Raw genomic sequence first — 15,581 nt, 5'->3', positions numbered from 1 at the left:
ATGCCGGTGAAAATAACCGCGATAGAAACGCTCATTGCCCGAGAGTTCGAAAACGTGCTCTGGGTGCGGATCCATACTGACGAAGGGCCCATCGGGCTCGGCGAGACCTTTTATGGGGCGGGCAGCGTCGCGGCCCATATCCATGACACCCTGTCGCCGCGCCTGCTGGGTCGCAACCCGCTGGATATCGAGGCGCTGCACCGTGACATGACGGCCCTGCCACTCGCCCACGCCTCGACCGGTGCCGAATCGCGCGCGGTGTCGGCTATCGACATCGCGCTGTGGGACCTGCTGGGCAAGGTCTGCAACCAGCCGGTGCACCAGATGCTGGGCGGGCTGTGTCGGCCCAAGCTGAGGATCTACAACACCTGTGCCGGCTACGGCTATGTGCGCAATCGTGACATCCGCCCGGTCAACAACTGGAATCTCGGCGCCCAGGAGGGGCCCTTCGAGGATCTCGATGCATTCATGACCGACGCCGGCGCCCTGGCCGAGAACCTGCTGGAAAACGGCATCTCGGCGATGAAGATCTGGCCTTTCGATCCCATTGCGCGCGAAACCGGCGGCCTGGATATCAGCGCGGCACAGATGAAGCGCGCGCTCACCCCCTTCGAGCAGATACGCCAGCGTGTCGGCGACGCCATGGACATCATGGTGGAGTTCCATTCCCAGTGGAATCTGACCAGCGCCAAGCGCATCGCCAACGCCCTGGAACCCTACGATCCGTACTGGTTCGAGGACCCGATCAAGATGACCTCGACGGCGGCCCTGGGCGAGTACGCGCGCTCGACCCGCGTGCCGGTCTGCGGCAGCGAAACGCTCGGCTCGCGCTGGCCCTACAAGGAAATGCTCGACCAGGATGCCCTCGGCGTGGTGATGGTCGACCTGTGCTGGACGGGCGGGCTCACCGAAGGTCGCAAGATCGCCTCGCTGGCCGAGACCTACCACAAGCCGTTCGCCCCTCACGACTGCATCGGGCCGGTCGGCTTCGCCGCCGCGATACACATGTCGTTCAGCCAGCCCAACACCCTGATCCAGGAGTCGGTGCGCGCCTTCTACCGGGGTTGGTACCGGGAACTGGTGACACGCGTGCCGACCATCGAGGACGGTTACGTCTATCCCATGGAAGGCCCGGGGCTCGGCGTGGAGCTGTTGCCCGAGGTCTTCGAGCGTTCTGACCTGAGCGTACGTCGCAGTGAGGAGGCAGCATGACAGCGTTGTTCGATTTGACGGGCAAGACCGCGCTGGTGACCGGTTCATCAGGCGGCCTAGGCTTGGCCATGGCCCGCGGCCTGGCCGAGGCCGGCGCCGAAGTGATCCTGCACGGCAGGAATCAGTCCAAGCTGGACAAGGCCGTCGGCGAGCTGCGCGACGCCGGCCTGGCGGCCGACTCGGTCTCGTTCGACCTCACCTCGGAAGCCTCGATCGAATCGGCCTTCGCCGCCTTCGACGAGGCACAGCGCCACATCGACATCCTGGTCAACAATGCCGGAATGCAGTTCCGCCAACCGATGACCGAGCTGGCCTTGGAAGACTGGCAACAGGTCATCGATACCAACCTGACCAGTGCCTTTCTGATGGGCAAGCAGGCTGCACGCCGGATGATCGCCCGCGGCGACGGCGGCAAGATCGTCAATATCGGCTCGTTGACCAGTCAGGTGGCGCGGGCCACCGTCGCGCCCTATACCGCCGCCAAGGGCGGGATTCGCCTGCTGACCTGTTCGATGGCGGCCGAATGGGCGCCCCACGGCATCCAGGCCAACGCCATCGGCCCCGGCTACATGCTTACCGAGATGACCCAGCCGCTGGCCGACGATCCCGAGTTCGACGGCTGGGTCCGCAAGCGCTCGCCTGCCGGACGCTGGGGCACGCCCGAGGACCTGGTCGGCACCGTGGTCTACCTGGCGTCACCGGCCTCGAGTTACGTCAATGGCCAGATCGTCTATGTCGACGGCGGCATGCTGGCCGTGCTGTGAACACCGGAGGGAAGACGGTATGAACATGACACACGCGGTGGTCGCCCATGGCCCCCATGATCTGCGCATCGACGAACTGGCGTGCGAGGCACCGGGGCCAGGCGAGGTCCTCGTCAGGGTCGCGGCGGGCGGTATCTGCGGCTCGGACCTGCATTACTATCACGACGGCGGCTTCGGCGACGTTCGCCTCAGAGAGCCGCTGACGCTGGGCCACGAGGCCGCCGGCTTCATCGCCGCGGTAGGCGAGGGCGTCGATGCCTCGCTGCAGGGGCGGCTGGTGGCCATCAACCCCAGCCGTCCCTGCCAGCAGTGTCGGTACTGCCTGCGAGGCTGGCAGAACCACTGCACCGACATGGTCTTCAACGGCTCGGCGATGCGCTTTCCCCACGCCCAGGGGATCTTCCGCCAGCAATTGACCGTACCCCTGGCGCAGTGTGTCTTTCCCGCCGCGGGCGTCACTGCCGGCGAGGCGGCCCTGGCGGAACCCTTCGCGGTGGCCCTGCACGCGGTGCGCCAGGCCGGGGATGTCTTCGGCAAGCGCGTGCTGGTGACCGGCGCAGGGCCGATCGGCGCACTGACCGTGGCCGCGGCGCGAATGGCCGGCGCGGTCAGCGTCACTGTCACCGACGTGGCGGACTTCCCGCTGGAGAAGGCCCGTCTGATGGGGGCCGACGAGACGATCAACGTCACGCAGGGCGATGCTCTGGAGCAAGCCGTCGCCGAGCATGGCGGGTTCGACATCGCCTTCGAAGCCTCGGGGGTGCCGGCCGCCCAACTCCAGGCGCTGCGTGCGTTGGCGCCCCGCGGCACCCTGATCACCATCGGCCTGGGCCAGGAGGCGACACTGCCGATGGCGCTGGTCTGTGCCCGTGAACTCACCGTTCGCGGTACTTTCCGCTTCCATGAGGAGTTCGCGCTGGCGGTGAGCAAGATCCCCGAACAGCGCGAGGCGCTCGGCCATGTCCTGACCACCACGCTCGGCTATACCCGGGCGGACGAGGCATTCGACCTCGCATCGGATCGCAACCGCGCGCTCAAGGTACAGTTGAGCTTCGACTGAACGCCACGCCACACGCCAGGAGCCAGACGGCTCTTGGCGTGACGTCATAAGCCTTCCACGCCGAAACCCTGAACGGCCCCTTGGCTCCCGCCACGTGCTGCGACACGATGATACCTGTTCAGTCATGTCACCAGGATCGCCGTACCCATTCAGCCGTTTCCACCGTGCAACCCGACATCAAGGTGAGCCAGGGAAACCACTGCCGCCGGTGCACATCGACGACGGCGCGGAAGACTTCGCGATGCTGGGAGTCGGGCCTCATGACGGGAAGCAGGCCCTATCGAGAAGCGCATAGCCTTGCCGGTTACTCGTAATGCTGTTTCAAGGCTTTCAGTGACACCAGCAGAACCGGAATATCATCCCGAACGATGCTCCATACCGTGTCGTCGTCGATACCCAGATAGGCATGGATGAGCCGGTTGCGTGTCGCGATGATCATGCGCCAGGGAATCTCGGTGTGCATAGCGCGTACCTCGTCCGGAATTCGCGTCGCCGCCTCACCGATCAACTCGAGATTGCGCAATGTCGCATCGTAGGTGAGCGCGTCAGCGACGAACGAGACTTGATCGAGTCCCTCCGTGTAGATGGACACCTTCTCGGCGAAGCCGATCATGTCATCCAAATAGAAACGCCATTCGCGCCTGGGGCGAGCGTCAGACATGCAAGGCCTCACGCTCGATGAAGGGTCTGAGTTCGGCACGCAGCGCCTTGTCGGTAACGAGATCGACACGCCGCCCCAGCAGATCCTCCAGATAGAACTGCACACCGAAGTAACGCGACGACGTCGCCGGGCCATCGAACGTCACCAGGATATCGACATCGCTCCCGGATCCCGCCTGATCGCGGGCCAGCGAACCGAATAGCGCCAGATCCCTGACACTGTAATCCGCTCTCAGGGTCGGCATGTGGTCCTGCAACACTCGTAACGTCTCGGCTCGGTTCATCGTCGCCACCTCCGCTCGAGTCACGATAGCACGCTTTGGCACCTTGGCTCCCGACGCTCGCTGGAGCACCATTATCCAGCCACCAGGATCGTCATACCCGGCCACTCGCCCGCCTCGCTACAGTCCGGCATCATGGCGATCCACGGCAAGCGCCTGGAGGCGCTGCGCGACCTGACCCGGCAGCCCATCTCGGGCACCCGCCCCGCCAGACCCAAGGAGCCAAGCCGATGAGCACTGACACCGCCCTGGACTACTATCAGCCGCCGGAAGTCGAGGCGCTCGGCCTGATCCGCCTGCGGGCCACCACCGCCGGCCTCACCGAAATCGCCTTCGTCATGGACGCCGACGCGCCGGCGCGTCCCAACCCGATCACCGAGCGCGCCCGCGACCAGCTCGCCGGCTACTTCGACGGCACTCGTCGGACCTTCGACCTGCCGCTGGCACCCGAGGGCACCGACTTCCAGCGCCGCGTCTGGGAGGCGCTCGCGACGATCCCCTACGGCGAGACGCGCTGCTACGCCGAAATCGCCGAACAGCTGCGCTGCAAGGGCGGCCAGCGCGCGGTGGGCGCGGCCAACGGCAGGAATCCGCTGGCCATCGTGGTGCCCTGCCACCGGGTGATCGGCAGCGATGGCCGGCTCACCGGCTATGCCGGTGGCATCGGCCGCAAGCAATGGCTGCTGGCTCATGAGGCCGGCGAAATTCCCTTCGCGCTGAGCTAGCGCCACGACCGCGAGTGCCTCAATCGCCTCGCGTGGCCTGTGTGGTCGCGTACCACTCCGCGTAGGGCGTGTTCGCCGCCTTGTAGCGGGTGTAATCCGTCGCGCCGTCCTGCCACCACACCGGCCCGCGCTCGCCCAGCGCCCGCTTGGCGGCGTCGACCTCGTCGCGAGCCTCGCGCTCCGCCTGCGGATCCCGCGCCCGCTTCGCCTGGGCCACGGCGCGCCGGGCCCGCATCAGTTGCTGCACCCAGTGCTGGCGCTGCGGCTCGGGCAGCTCGGGGTTCGTGCATCGCCACAGGCGGCCACGGACCACGATGTAGCGGCCGTCCGGCGTGGTCAGCGGTGTCGATGAGTTCATGATGCAGTTGTCTCCAACCCGTCAAGAAAGCCAGTCGAGGCAAGGCATGGGTAGACGATGCCCATCAGGAAAGACTGGCATGTCTTCTCACCGCGTGCCCACCACGGATGTTCATCCACGGCCTCTGCCCGCTTCATGCCCCCGGCATTTTGCGGCACCATTGAGGCCCCGTCTCATCGCCGTGAAGGATTCGCCATGCCCCTCCGTCTCGCCCAGGGAACCGAGCTCAGCCCCGGCTTCATGGTGATCCACGGCAATCGCCTGGAGGCGCTGCGCGACCTGGCGGTGGAGTGGCTGCGCAATCACCCGCTGGGGCCGCTCGAGGACGAGGTGATCCTGGTGCAGAGCAATGGCATCAGCCAGTGGCTGAAGCTGGCGTTGGCCGCCGACCCGCCCGCCGGCGCCGGCATCGCCGCGGCGATGGACGTCACCCTGCCGGCCCGCTATCTGTGGCAGGCCTACCGCGCCGTGCTGGGGGCCGAGGCCGTACCGCCGGCCTCGCCCCTGGACAAGCCGCGCCTGATCTGGCGATTGATGCGTCTGATCCCAGAGCTGACGGACGATGAGACCTTCGCCCCGCTGGCTCGCTTTTTGGCCGACGACGATGACCTGCGCAAGCGCCACCAGCTCGCCGAGCGCCTGGCCGACCTGTTCGACCAGTACCAGGTCTACCGCGCCGACTGGCTCACCGCCTGGGCGGCGGGCCGCGACGAGCTGATCGACGCCCGCGGCCAGGCCCGGCCGCTGGCCGAGGACCAATGCTGGCAGCCGGCGCTGTGGCGGTGGCTGCGCGACGACATCGGCGAGCAAGGCCTGGCCACCAGCCGCGCCTGGGTGCATACCCGCTTTCTCGAGGCCTGCCGCGAACTCACTCCCGACACGAGACCAACTGGACTGCCGCGCCGGGTGGTGGTGTTCGGTATCTCCTCGCTGCCCCGCCAGACGCTGGAAGCCCTGGCGGCGGTGTCGAGGGTCACCCAGGTGCTGCTCTGCGTGCACAACCCCTGCCGCCACTACTGGGCGGACATCATCGAGCACAAGGACCTGCTGCGCGCTGCCCGCCGGCGCCAGCGCCACCGCCCCGGCATGCCGCTGGAACTCGACGACACCCAGCTGCACCTTCACGCCCAGCCGCTGCTGGCCGCCTGGGGCAAGCAGGGCCGCGACTACCTGCGCCTGCTCGACGAGTTCGACGACCAGGACGCCTACCGGGCGCTGTTCGACGCCGAGGCGCTGCGCATCGACCTCTTCGACTCCCCCGCCGACGTCGAGGCCCCGGGGCTGCTGCAGCAACTACAGGACGACATCCTCGAACTGCGCCCGCCCCAGGAAACCCGCGAGGCCTGGCCAACCGTGGACCCGGCCCAGGATCACAGCCTGCGCTTCCACGTCGCCCACAGCGCCCTGCGCGAGGTCGAGATCCTCCACGACCAGCTGCTGGCCGCCTTCGACGACGACCCCACGCTGCGCCCGCGCGACGTGCTGGTGATGGTGCCGGACATCGACACCTACGCCGCCGCCGTGCAGGCGGTGTTCGGCCGGTTGGCGCCGGACGACCCGCGCCATATTCCCTTCACGCTCTCCGACCAGACCAGCCGCCACCGCCAGCCGCTGCTGGTGGCGCTGGAGGCGCTGCTGCACCTGCCGGAATCGCGGCTCACGGTGAGCGACCTCTTGGACCTTCTGGAGGTGCCCGCCCTGCGCGGGCGCTTCGGGCTGGACGCCGACGACCTGCCGGTGCTGCGCCGCTGGATCGAGGGCGCCGGCATCCGCTGGGGGCTCGACGCCGAGCAGCGCGCCCGGCTCGACCTGCCCGGCGGGCTTACCGCCAACACCTGGGCCTTCGGCCTGCGCCGGCTGCTATTGGGTTATGCCGTCGGCGACACATCAGACGGCCCCTGGCACGATATCGAGCCGTTTGGTGACATCGGCGGCCTGGAGGCCGCGCTTGCCGGCCCGCTGATGGACCTGCTCGATGCCCTCGAAGCCCAGTGGCGCGCGCTTAGCGAGCCCGCTGACGTTCCCACCTGGTGCCGCCGCCTGCGCGACCTGCTGAGTGAGTGCTTCGCCGCCGAGGACGAGGCCGACCTGGCCACCCTCAACCGCCTGGGCGAGCTGCTGGAAGACTGGCAGGAGACCACCGAGGACGCCGGCCTCACCGAAGCACTGCCGCTCTCGGTGGTGCGCGAACACTGGCTCGGCCAGCTCGACGAGGCCAATCTTTCGCAGCGCTTCCTGGCCGGTGCAGTGAACGTCGCCACCCTGATGCCGATGCGCGCCATCCCCTTCCGTCACGTCTGCCTCTTGGGCATGAACGACGGCGACTACCCACGCGTACAGCGCCCGCTGGACATCGACCTGATGGGCCAGGACTACCGCCCCGGCGACCGCTCGCGCCGCGAGGACGACCGCTACCTGTTCCTCGAGGCGCTGCTCTCGGCCCGCGACAGCCTGATGATCAGTTGGGTCGGCCGCAGCATCCACGACAACGAGCCGCGCCCGCCCTCGGTGCTGCTCGGCCAGCTTCGCGACCACCTCGCCGCCGGCTGGACGCTCGCTGGCCACAGCGACGAAGACACCGCCGGCCCGGCGCTGGTCGACGCCCTGACCACCGAGCACCCGCTGCAGCCGTTCAGCCGACACTACTTTACCGGCGAGCGAGGCCTGTATACCTATGCTCATGAATGGCGAGCGATCCATGCCGGCCATTCATCTCCCGAAGCCGCCGTCGACGGCGAGCTACCACCGATGGAGATCGACACGGCGCTGCCACTGGCGCGTCTCAGTGGCTTCCTCAAGGACCCGGTGAAGGCCTTCTTCACCTCCCGCCTCGGCGTCTACCTGGAGCGCGAGGCGCTGGAAAGCCCCGACCACGAGCCCTTTGCCCTGGACGGCCTGGACCACTGGCAACTCCAGCAGGCGCTGATCGAAGCCGGGCGTCGCGCCGTGGACGCAGCCGAGCCGCCGACGCCCGCCATCCACGACACCCTGGAGCGCCTCACGCGCGAGGGTCGGCTGGCCATGGGCGGCTTCGCCGAGCTGATGCGCGAGCAACTGGTCGAGCCGCTGGACAAGGTACTTGGCGACTACGCCGACCAGCTCGAAGCCTGGCCCCACGCCTGGGAGACGCCGGCTGCCGTATCGCTGGAACTGGCCACCAACGAAGGCACGCTGGCCGTGGAGGACTGGCTGGACGGCCTGCGCGAAAACGAAGACGGCGAGCGCTGCCGGCTGGTGCTGATGACCAGCAGCCTGGTCAACAAGGGCAAATACAATTGGAAGCACTGGCTGGCCCCCTGGGTCGCGCATCTTGCCGGCCAGCTTGCCCTAGGTCCCATGACCACGGTGCTGCTCTCCCGCGCCGGCGGCGGCACCCTGGCGCCGCTGGACCCCGACACCGCCCGCAAGCATTTAGAGGCCATCGCCCGCGCCTGGCGCGCCGGCATGACCGCACCTCTGCCGCTAGCCCGGGACACCGCCTTCGCCTGGCACGAGAAGGGCGGCGACGAGAGCGCCCTGGCCCGGGTCTTCGGTGATGAAGGCTCTTCACAGACAGACAAGGCAGAAGAAGCCGACCTCAAGGCCTGGAAGGCCGCCGTTCAAGTGTTCGAGGGCAACGACTACACGCCCGGCGAACGCGACCGCGATCCGTATCTGGCCCGCCAATGGCGCGACTTTGAGCGCCTGGTACGCCACCGGGCCGCCGGGCGGCACTTCACCGAGCTGACCAATGCGCTCTACGCCCCGCTGCATGATGTTGTGAAGAATCGTGCCGTGAAGGCCAAGAGCGGCGGCGATAAAAAGAACGACAAGAACGACGGCAAGGGCCAGGGAGGCAAGAAATGAGCGATGTCGCCACCCAGGCCGCCGAGACGCCACGCCTCGACCCGGTTGCCCTGCTGCTCACCGGCAGCCGGCTGATCGAGGCCAGCGCCGGGACCGGCAAGACCTTCACCATCGCCCTGCTCTACCTGCGCCTGGTGCTTGGTCCACGCGACGAAGCGGACGCAGCCAGCTTCCCGCGGCCGCTGACACCACCGGAGATCCTGGTGGTCACCTTCACCAACGCCGCCACCCAGGAGCTGCGCGATCGCATCCGCGCCCGGCTGGTGGAAGCCGCAGACGCCTTCCAACCAATCGACGAAGACGGGGCGCCGGGGGCAGGTCAAAGCGGAGGTCATTCGACAGGGATGTCGAATGTAGCGTCCAGGGAAGGATTCACAGCGCCTCCGCGAGGACCTGCCACCGACATAGCGCCGCAAGAGACAGGCGACCTCTTCGCCGAACCAACGGTGGATAACTCGCGACCTGAAGAAGATGCGCCTCCCAGCGGCGATCCGCCGGGCGGCGACCCGCTGATCGCCCTGCGCGATAGCTATCCGCGCGAGAGCTGGCCGAGCTGCGCCCGCCGCCTCCGGCTGGCCGCCGAGTGGATGGACGAGGCCGCGGTCTCCACCATTCACGCCTGGTGCCACCGCATGCTGCGCGAGCACGCCTTCGACAGCGGCAGCCTGTTCGCCCTGGAGATGTCGCTGGACCAGTCGGAGATGGACCTGGAGATCGCCCGGGACTACTGGCGCAGCTTCTACTACGACCTCGACCCCGAGGCGCTGCAGATCGTTGCCCGCTACTGGACCACGCCGGATACGCTGAACGACACCGCCGGCCGGCTGCGCACCCATGCCGCCGCCCTGCCCGCGGCGCCGCCGCCGGCCGAGGCGCTGGCCAACTACCGTGAGCAACGCGCCGCCGCGCTGGCCGAGCTCAAGGCGCCCTGGCCGGCCTGGCTGGACGAGCTGGAGGCACTGCTCGAGGAAGCCAACGGCCGCAAGGCCTTCGATGCCCGCAAGCTCAATGCCAAGAGCCGCGCCAACTGGATCGCCGCCCTGCGCGACTGGGCCAGCGACCCGGAGCTTGCCGAACCGACGCTGACCGACGCCGCCTGGAAACGCCTGACGCCGGAGGGCATCGCCGAGATCTGGAAGGAAGACCCGGTGCCCAACCTGCCGGCGCTGGAGGCCCTGGAAGCGCTGCCGGATAAGCTCGCCGAGCTGCCCGATCCCTTCGCCGACCTGCTCGCCCATGCCGTGCACTGGATGGCCGCGCGCCGCGAGACCGTGCAGCGCCGCCGCGCCGAACTCGGCCCCGACGACCTGCTGCACCGGCTGGATGCCGCCTTCGAGGGTGAGGCCGGCGAGACCCTGGCCGCACGCATCCGCGAGCAGTTCCCGGTGGCGCTGGTCGACGAGTTCCAGGACACCGACCCGGTGCAGTACCGGCTGTTCGACCGGGTTTATAAGATGGCGGCGAATCGAGGCGATAGCGCGGCGTCGGGCGCTGAAAATAGCGCGGTGCTGCTGATCGGCGACCCCAAGCAGGCGATCTACGCCTTCCGCGGCGCCGATATTCACACCTACCTCCAGGCCCGGCGCGACACCGCCGGTCGCCACGTCACGCTGGGCACCAACTTCCGCTCCGCCGCAACCATGGTCGCGGCGGTCAACCGCGTGTTCGAACATGCCGAGCAGAGCGAATCCGGCGCCTTCCTGTTCCGGCGCGGTGACGACAACCCCGTTCCCTTCTTCCCCGTGGATGCCAATGGCAGAAAGGATGCCCTGGTTCGTCACGGCGCGCCCCAACCGGCGCTGACGCTCTGGCACCTGGCCAGCGACGAAACGCTGGCCAAGGGCACCTACCTCAAGGAACTGGCCGGGCGCTGCGCCAGCGAGATGGCGAGTCTCCTGCGCGAGGGCCAGGCCGGGCAGACGGGCTTTCTCGAAAACGGAGAACTCACGTCGCTGGTACCGTCGGACCTGGCGGTGCTGGTCAACAACGCCAGCGAGGCCCGCGCCATCCGAGCCGCCCTGCTGGCTCGCGGCATCCGCAGCGTCTACCTCTCCGACAAGGAAGGCGTGTTCGAGACCGAGGCCGCCGCCGAGCTGGAGGTGTGGCTGGCCGCCTGCGCCGCGCCGGACGACGAGCGCTGCCTGCGCGCCGCGCTGGCCACGCCCAGCCTGGGCCTGAGCCTCGCCGAACTCGACGCCCTGAACGGCGGCCCCCAGCAGGACGAGCTGGCCTGGGAGGCGCGGGTGATGCAGTTCCGCGACTACCACCGCCAGTGGCAGCGCCGTGGCGTGCTGCCCATGCTGCACCGGCTGCTGGCCGACTTCGCCGTGCCCGGCCGGCTGCTGGCGGTGCCCGAGGGTGAGCGACGGCTCACTGACCTGCTCCATCTGGGCGAGCTGTTGCAGGAAGCCAGCGCCGAGATCGACGGCGAACACGCCCTGCTGCGCTTTCTGGCCGAGTCCCGGGCGCACCCGCAGGCGCAGTCCGACACCCACCGCCTGCGCCTGGAGAGCGACGCCGACCTGGTGCAGGTAGTGACCATTCACAAGTCCAAGGGCCTGGAGTACCCGCTGGTGTTCCTGCCCTTCATCGCCGCCTTCCGCCCGGTAAAGGTCGGCGACCTGCCGCTGCGCTGGCACGACGACGACGGCCACCTGCGTCTGACGCTCTCCGCCGACGAGGCGACCCTCGCCCGCGCCGACCACGAGCGCCTGGGCGAAGACCTGCGCAAGCTCTACGTCGCCCTGACCCGCGCCCGCCACGCCACCTGGCTCGGCCTGGCGCCTCTGGAGGCCATGGAGCGCAGCGCCATCGGCCACCTGATTGCCGGCGGCGAGGCGCTGACGCCCGAATCCCTGCGCCCGACGCTCGAGGCCCTGGCGACCGACGACGACACCGGCAATCACGAGGCGATGGTCACGGTACGCGACGCCCCCGAGGCCGATGCCACGCCGGTCCAGCTCGCCAGCGACGACACACCGCTCGGTGAGGCCCGCGCGCCCACCCGGGCGATCCGCGAGCACTGGTGGATCGCCAGCTACTCGGCGCTGCGCACGGGCGCCACCCCGGATGACGAGAGCGAACCCGCCGCCGAGGCCGAGCCGTCGCCGGAGCCCACCACCGCCACTGAAGCCACCGCCCTGGAGGTGCTCGACGAGCCCTTCGATGCCGCCGCCACCACGGTGAGCGAGGGCTCGCTTCACCGCTTCCCTCGCGGGCCTTCGGCGGGCACCTTCCTGCACGGCCTGCTGGAATGGGCCGGCGAGGAAGGCTTCGCCCGAGTGGCCGAGGACGACGCGCTGCGCGCCGACACCCTGGCACGGCGCGCCAACCGTCGCGGCTGGGAGGGCCAGATCCCCGCCCTGGAACAGTGGCTGCCGGAACTGTTGAGCACGCCGCTGCCGATGCCCGGCGAAGGCTCGCCGCTGCGTCTCGACGCCCTGGATCGCGCCACCGACTACCGGATCGAGCTGGAGTTCTGGTTCGCCGCCCACCAGGTCAACACCCGCCGGCTGGACGCCCTCGTAAGCACTCACACACTCGGTGGGCGCTCTAGACCGGCGCTCGAACCCGACACCCTCAACGGCATGCTCAAGGGCTTCATCGACCTGGTGGTGGAACATGAGGGGCGCTTCCATGTGCTCGACTGGAAGTCCAACCACCTGGGCGCGGACGACGCCGCCTACACCGCGGCGGCGATGGCGGAGGCCGTGCTCGACAAGCGCTACGACGTGCAGTACTGCCTCTACCTGCTGGCCCTGCACCGGCTGCTCGAGGCGCGGCTGCCGGACTACGACATCGAGCGCCACCTGGGCGGGGCGCTCTACGTCTTCCTGCGCGGCACCCGCGCACCCTCCCGTGGCGTGCACGCCGAACGCCCGCCGAGCGAGCTGATCCTCGCGCTCGATGCCCTGTTCCGCGCCGAGGAGGCCGCCGCATGACCCCGGATACCCCCAACCACGCCACCGCCCCAGGACGGTCGCTGATTCAAGCGCCCGAAAACGCGCTGGCCGATCACGCGGCGCTGTTCGCCCTGCTCGACCGCTGGGTGGATCGCGGCTGGCTGCGCTCGCTGGACCGCGCCTTCGCCGCCTTCCTGCATCGCGAGGCGACGGCGGCCAACGGGGTAAGTGAGGCCTCGCCCCTGCTACTGCTCGCGGCGGCACTGGCCAGCCACCAGCTCGGCCGTGGTCATGTCTGCCTGGACCTGGCCCAGACGCTGGCCACGCCGGACCTGGCGCTCTCGCTGCCGCCGGAGGGCGACAGCCTGGAGGACCCGCCGCCACTACCCAGCCGGGTGATGGCCACGCTCGAACTGGACGCCTGGCGCTCCGCTCTCGACCAGCCCGAACTGGTCACCATTGGGCCCGGCAGCACCCCGCTGGTGCTCGACGACTCCACCGCGCGCCCCCGCCTCTACCTGCGCCGCTACTGGCAGTACGAGCGCGACATTCACGGGGCGCTGAATGCGCGTCTGGCCGCTGGCGGGAAAAGCCTCGCGCATGGTGGCAGCGAACTCGTTAGCGATGAATCCGCCACCCAGCCCACCGCTGTCGGGAATAAATTCCCTCCCACCAGCGAAGACTCGGGTAGCAGCAAGATGGCCGCAACGCGTGGTGGGAGCGAACTTGTTCGCGATGAATCCGCCACCCAGCACGCCGCTATCGGGAATAAATTCCCTCCCACCGGCGAAGACACGGGCAGCGGCAAGATGGCCGCAACGCGTGGTGGGAGCGAACTTGTTCGCGACGATCCCTCCCGACTGCGCCCGATCCTCGATGCCCTGTTCCCCGACCGGGGCGATGCCTCACAAGCGATCGACTGGCAGAAGGCCGCCTGCGCCCTGGCCGGCCGCTCGCGCTTCGCGGTGATCACCGGCGGCCCCGGCACCGGCAAGACCACCACCGTGGTACGCCTGCTCGCCCTGCTCCAGGCGCTGGCCCTCGGTGAAGAAACGGATGAAGGCGGACAAGCCCTGCGCATCCGCCTGGCCGCGCCCACCGGCAAGGCCGCCGCCCGGCTCAACGAGTCCATAGCCGGCCAGGTGGCCCGGCTCGACCTCGGCGGCCTGACCGGCGATCCCGAGCGGCTGCGCGATGTCATTCCAAAGGACGTCAGCACCCTGCACCGCTTATTGGGATCTCGACCGGACACCCGACGCTTCCGCCACGACCGCCACAATCCGCTGCCGCTGGACGTGCTGGTGGTGGACGAGGCCTCGATGGTGGACGTGGGCATGATGGCCGCGATGCTCGAGGCACTGCCGCCCCGGGCGCGACTGGTGCTGCTCGGCGACAAGGACCAGCTCGCCTCGGTGGAGGCCGGCTCGATACTCGGCGACCTGTGCGCCCGGGCCGAGGGCGGCCACTACACCCCGGCCACCGCCGACTGGCTGGCCCAGGCCACCGGCCAACCGCTGCCAAACGAGACGTTGGACACAGATGGCCAGCCACTCGACCAGGCCATCGCCATGCTGCGCGTCAGCCACCGCTTCACCGCCGACAGCGGCATCGGCCAGTTGGCCGCCGCGATCAACCAGGATGCCGAGCCCGTCGCCAAGCGCCGCGCTATCGGTGACGCGCTCAAACACGGCTTCGCGGATCTCTCGCACCTGAAGCTTTCCGACGACGACGAACGCGGCCTGGCCCGCCTAGCGGTGAGCGGCTGCCCCGAGCAGTTTCCCCGCAGCGGCCAGGGCCGCGAGCATAACGGCGAAACGCTGCCGCCCCCGGTGGGCTACCGCCACTTTCTGAGCGTAATGGCCGAGCGGCGTCCGGCGGACGATGCGGATCAGGAACAATTCGATGACTGGGCCCGCGCCGTGCTGGCGGCCCACGGCGACTTTCAGCTGCTGTGCGCGCTGCGCCGTGGCCCCTGGGGCGTGGAAGGCCTGAACGAGCGGGTGCGCCAGGCGCTGGAACGGGAAAAGCTGATCGACAGCCAGGACGGTCGTCAGCGCTGGTACCCAGGCCGCCCGGTGCTGGTGACCAAGAACGACTACGGCCTGGGGCTGATGAACGGCGATATCGGCATCACGCTGGACATGCCGCGCCCCGATGCAACTCCCGGCGATAACAACCGCCGCCTGCTGCGAGTGGCCTTCCCCGCCGGTGACGGCACCGAGCGCATCAAGTGGGTGCTGCCCAGCCGCCTGCAAGCGGTGGAGACGGTATTCGCGATGACGGTGCACAAGTCCCAGGGCTCGGAGTTCGCCCACGCCGCCCTGGTACTGCCCGACGCGCCGAACCCCATCCTCACCCGGGAGCTGGTCTACACCGGCATCACCCGCGCCCGCCACTGGCTGACGCTGGTGGAAACCGGCCGCGGCCAGTTGATGGACGCGGCGCAGAGACGGGTGATGCGGGTGAGTGGGTTGGGGAGTGATCTACAGTCAGAAGGGACTAAATGAAATGGCACTCGGTCTCAAAATGTGTCCGCAAAGCGCTTCGACTTCAAGCATCCGATTGAAATTAAGAGAGAACTGATGGTGCAGTACCATGAGGCTCCGTCATCAATGCATTGACGGTGTTGCACTCAGAAGCTGCATCCGCCGAGATTTGGTTCAGAGATTGGAACGAATCCCAACGCACGTTGAACGCTGGATATTGTAGAGTTATCAATTAAGGTCGCCATTTCGTGTGAACTCCCCAAATATAACGCAGAGCTTTGCGGCAT

At 68.4% G+C, this 15,581-nt stretch carries 10 protein-coding genes; 7 read left to right on the top strand and 3 right to left on the bottom strand.

Annotated elements, in window-relative coordinates; all coding sequences use genetic code 11:
• From D0901_RS18410 to D0901_RS18400, 3 genes are read left to right on the top strand one after another with little or no spacing between them, the layout of a single operon-like run.
• Positions 1-1,212 carry a mandelate racemase/muconate lactonizing enzyme family protein gene (locus D0901_RS18410; RefSeq protein WP_129141761.1) on the top strand — a complete coding sequence of 404 codons (1,212 nt, stop codon included), beginning with the start codon at positions 1-3 and terminating at the stop codon, positions 1,210-1,212.
• Complete coding sequence (locus D0901_RS18405; protein WP_129141760.1) at positions 1,209-1,976, top strand: SDR family oxidoreductase; 768 nt, start codon at positions 1,209-1,211, stop codon at positions 1,974-1,976. The genes D0901_RS18410 and D0901_RS18405 overlap by 4 nt, the downstream gene beginning before the upstream one ends.
• Positions 1,977-1,995: 19 nt before the next feature.
• A complete protein-coding gene (locus D0901_RS18400; RefSeq protein WP_203234904.1) occupies positions 1,996-3,036 on the top strand; it encodes an L-idonate 5-dehydrogenase in 1,041 nt (346 codons plus the stop codon).
• Positions 3,037-3,340: 304 nt separating this feature from the next.
• Here D0901_RS18400 and D0901_RS18395 read toward each other — a convergent pair whose 3' ends face one another.
• Positions 3,341-3,697 (bottom strand): HepT-like ribonuclease domain-containing protein, encoded by a 357-nt coding sequence (locus tag D0901_RS18395; RefSeq protein WP_129141759.1) that lies wholly within the window; start codon positions 3,695-3,697, stop codon positions 3,341-3,343.
• A complete protein-coding gene (locus tag D0901_RS18390; protein WP_129141758.1) occupies positions 3,690-3,980 on the bottom strand; it encodes a nucleotidyltransferase family protein in 291 nt (96 codons plus the stop codon). The genes D0901_RS18395 and D0901_RS18390 overlap by 8 nt, the downstream gene beginning before the upstream one ends.
• 227 nt (positions 3,981-4,207) lie before the next feature.
• Between D0901_RS18390 and D0901_RS18385 the strand changes: the two genes are divergently transcribed.
• On the top strand, positions 4,208-4,702 hold the full coding sequence (locus tag D0901_RS18385; RefSeq protein WP_129141757.1) for a methylated-DNA--[protein]-cysteine S-methyltransferase: 495 nt from the start codon (positions 4,208-4,210) through the stop codon (positions 4,700-4,702).
• A 19-nt stretch (positions 4,703-4,721) separates the two neighbouring features.
• Here D0901_RS18385 and D0901_RS18380 read toward each other — a convergent pair whose 3' ends face one another.
• Complete coding sequence (locus tag D0901_RS18380) at positions 4,722-5,060, bottom strand: hypothetical protein (RefSeq protein ID WP_129141756.1); 339 nt, start codon at positions 5,058-5,060, stop codon at positions 4,722-4,724.
• Positions 5,061-5,255: 195 nt separating this feature from the next.
• On the opposite strand from D0901_RS18380, the gene recC reads away from it, so the two are divergent.
• From recC to recD, 3 genes are read left to right on the top strand one after another with little or no spacing between them, the layout of a single operon-like run.
• Positions 5,256-8,906: an exodeoxyribonuclease V subunit gamma gene (gene recC, locus D0901_RS18375; RefSeq protein WP_129141755.1), complete on the top strand. Its 3,651-nt coding sequence runs from the start codon at positions 5,256-5,258 to the stop codon at positions 8,904-8,906.
• The gene (gene recB, locus D0901_RS18370; RefSeq protein WP_129141754.1) at positions 8,903-12,847 is read left to right on the top strand and encodes an exodeoxyribonuclease V subunit beta; all 3,945 of its coding nucleotides are present in this window, start codon (positions 8,903-8,905) and stop codon (positions 12,845-12,847) included. Before recC ends, recB begins: the two co-directional genes overlap by 4 nt.
• Positions 12,844-15,315 (top strand): exodeoxyribonuclease V subunit alpha, encoded by a 2,472-nt coding sequence (gene recD, locus D0901_RS18365; RefSeq protein WP_129141753.1) that lies wholly within the window; start codon positions 12,844-12,846, stop codon positions 15,313-15,315. The genes recB and recD overlap by 4 nt, the downstream gene beginning before the upstream one ends.
• The last annotated feature ends 266 nt before the right edge of the window (positions 15,316-15,581 follow it).

Source organism: Modicisalibacter coralii, assembly GCF_004117855.1.
Taxonomy (GTDB): domain Bacteria; phylum Pseudomonadota; class Gammaproteobacteria; order Pseudomonadales; family Halomonadaceae; genus Modicisalibacter; species Modicisalibacter coralii.
The sequence above is the reverse complement of the archived record's forward strand: the minus strand, read 5'-3'. Positions and strand labels throughout refer to the sequence as shown.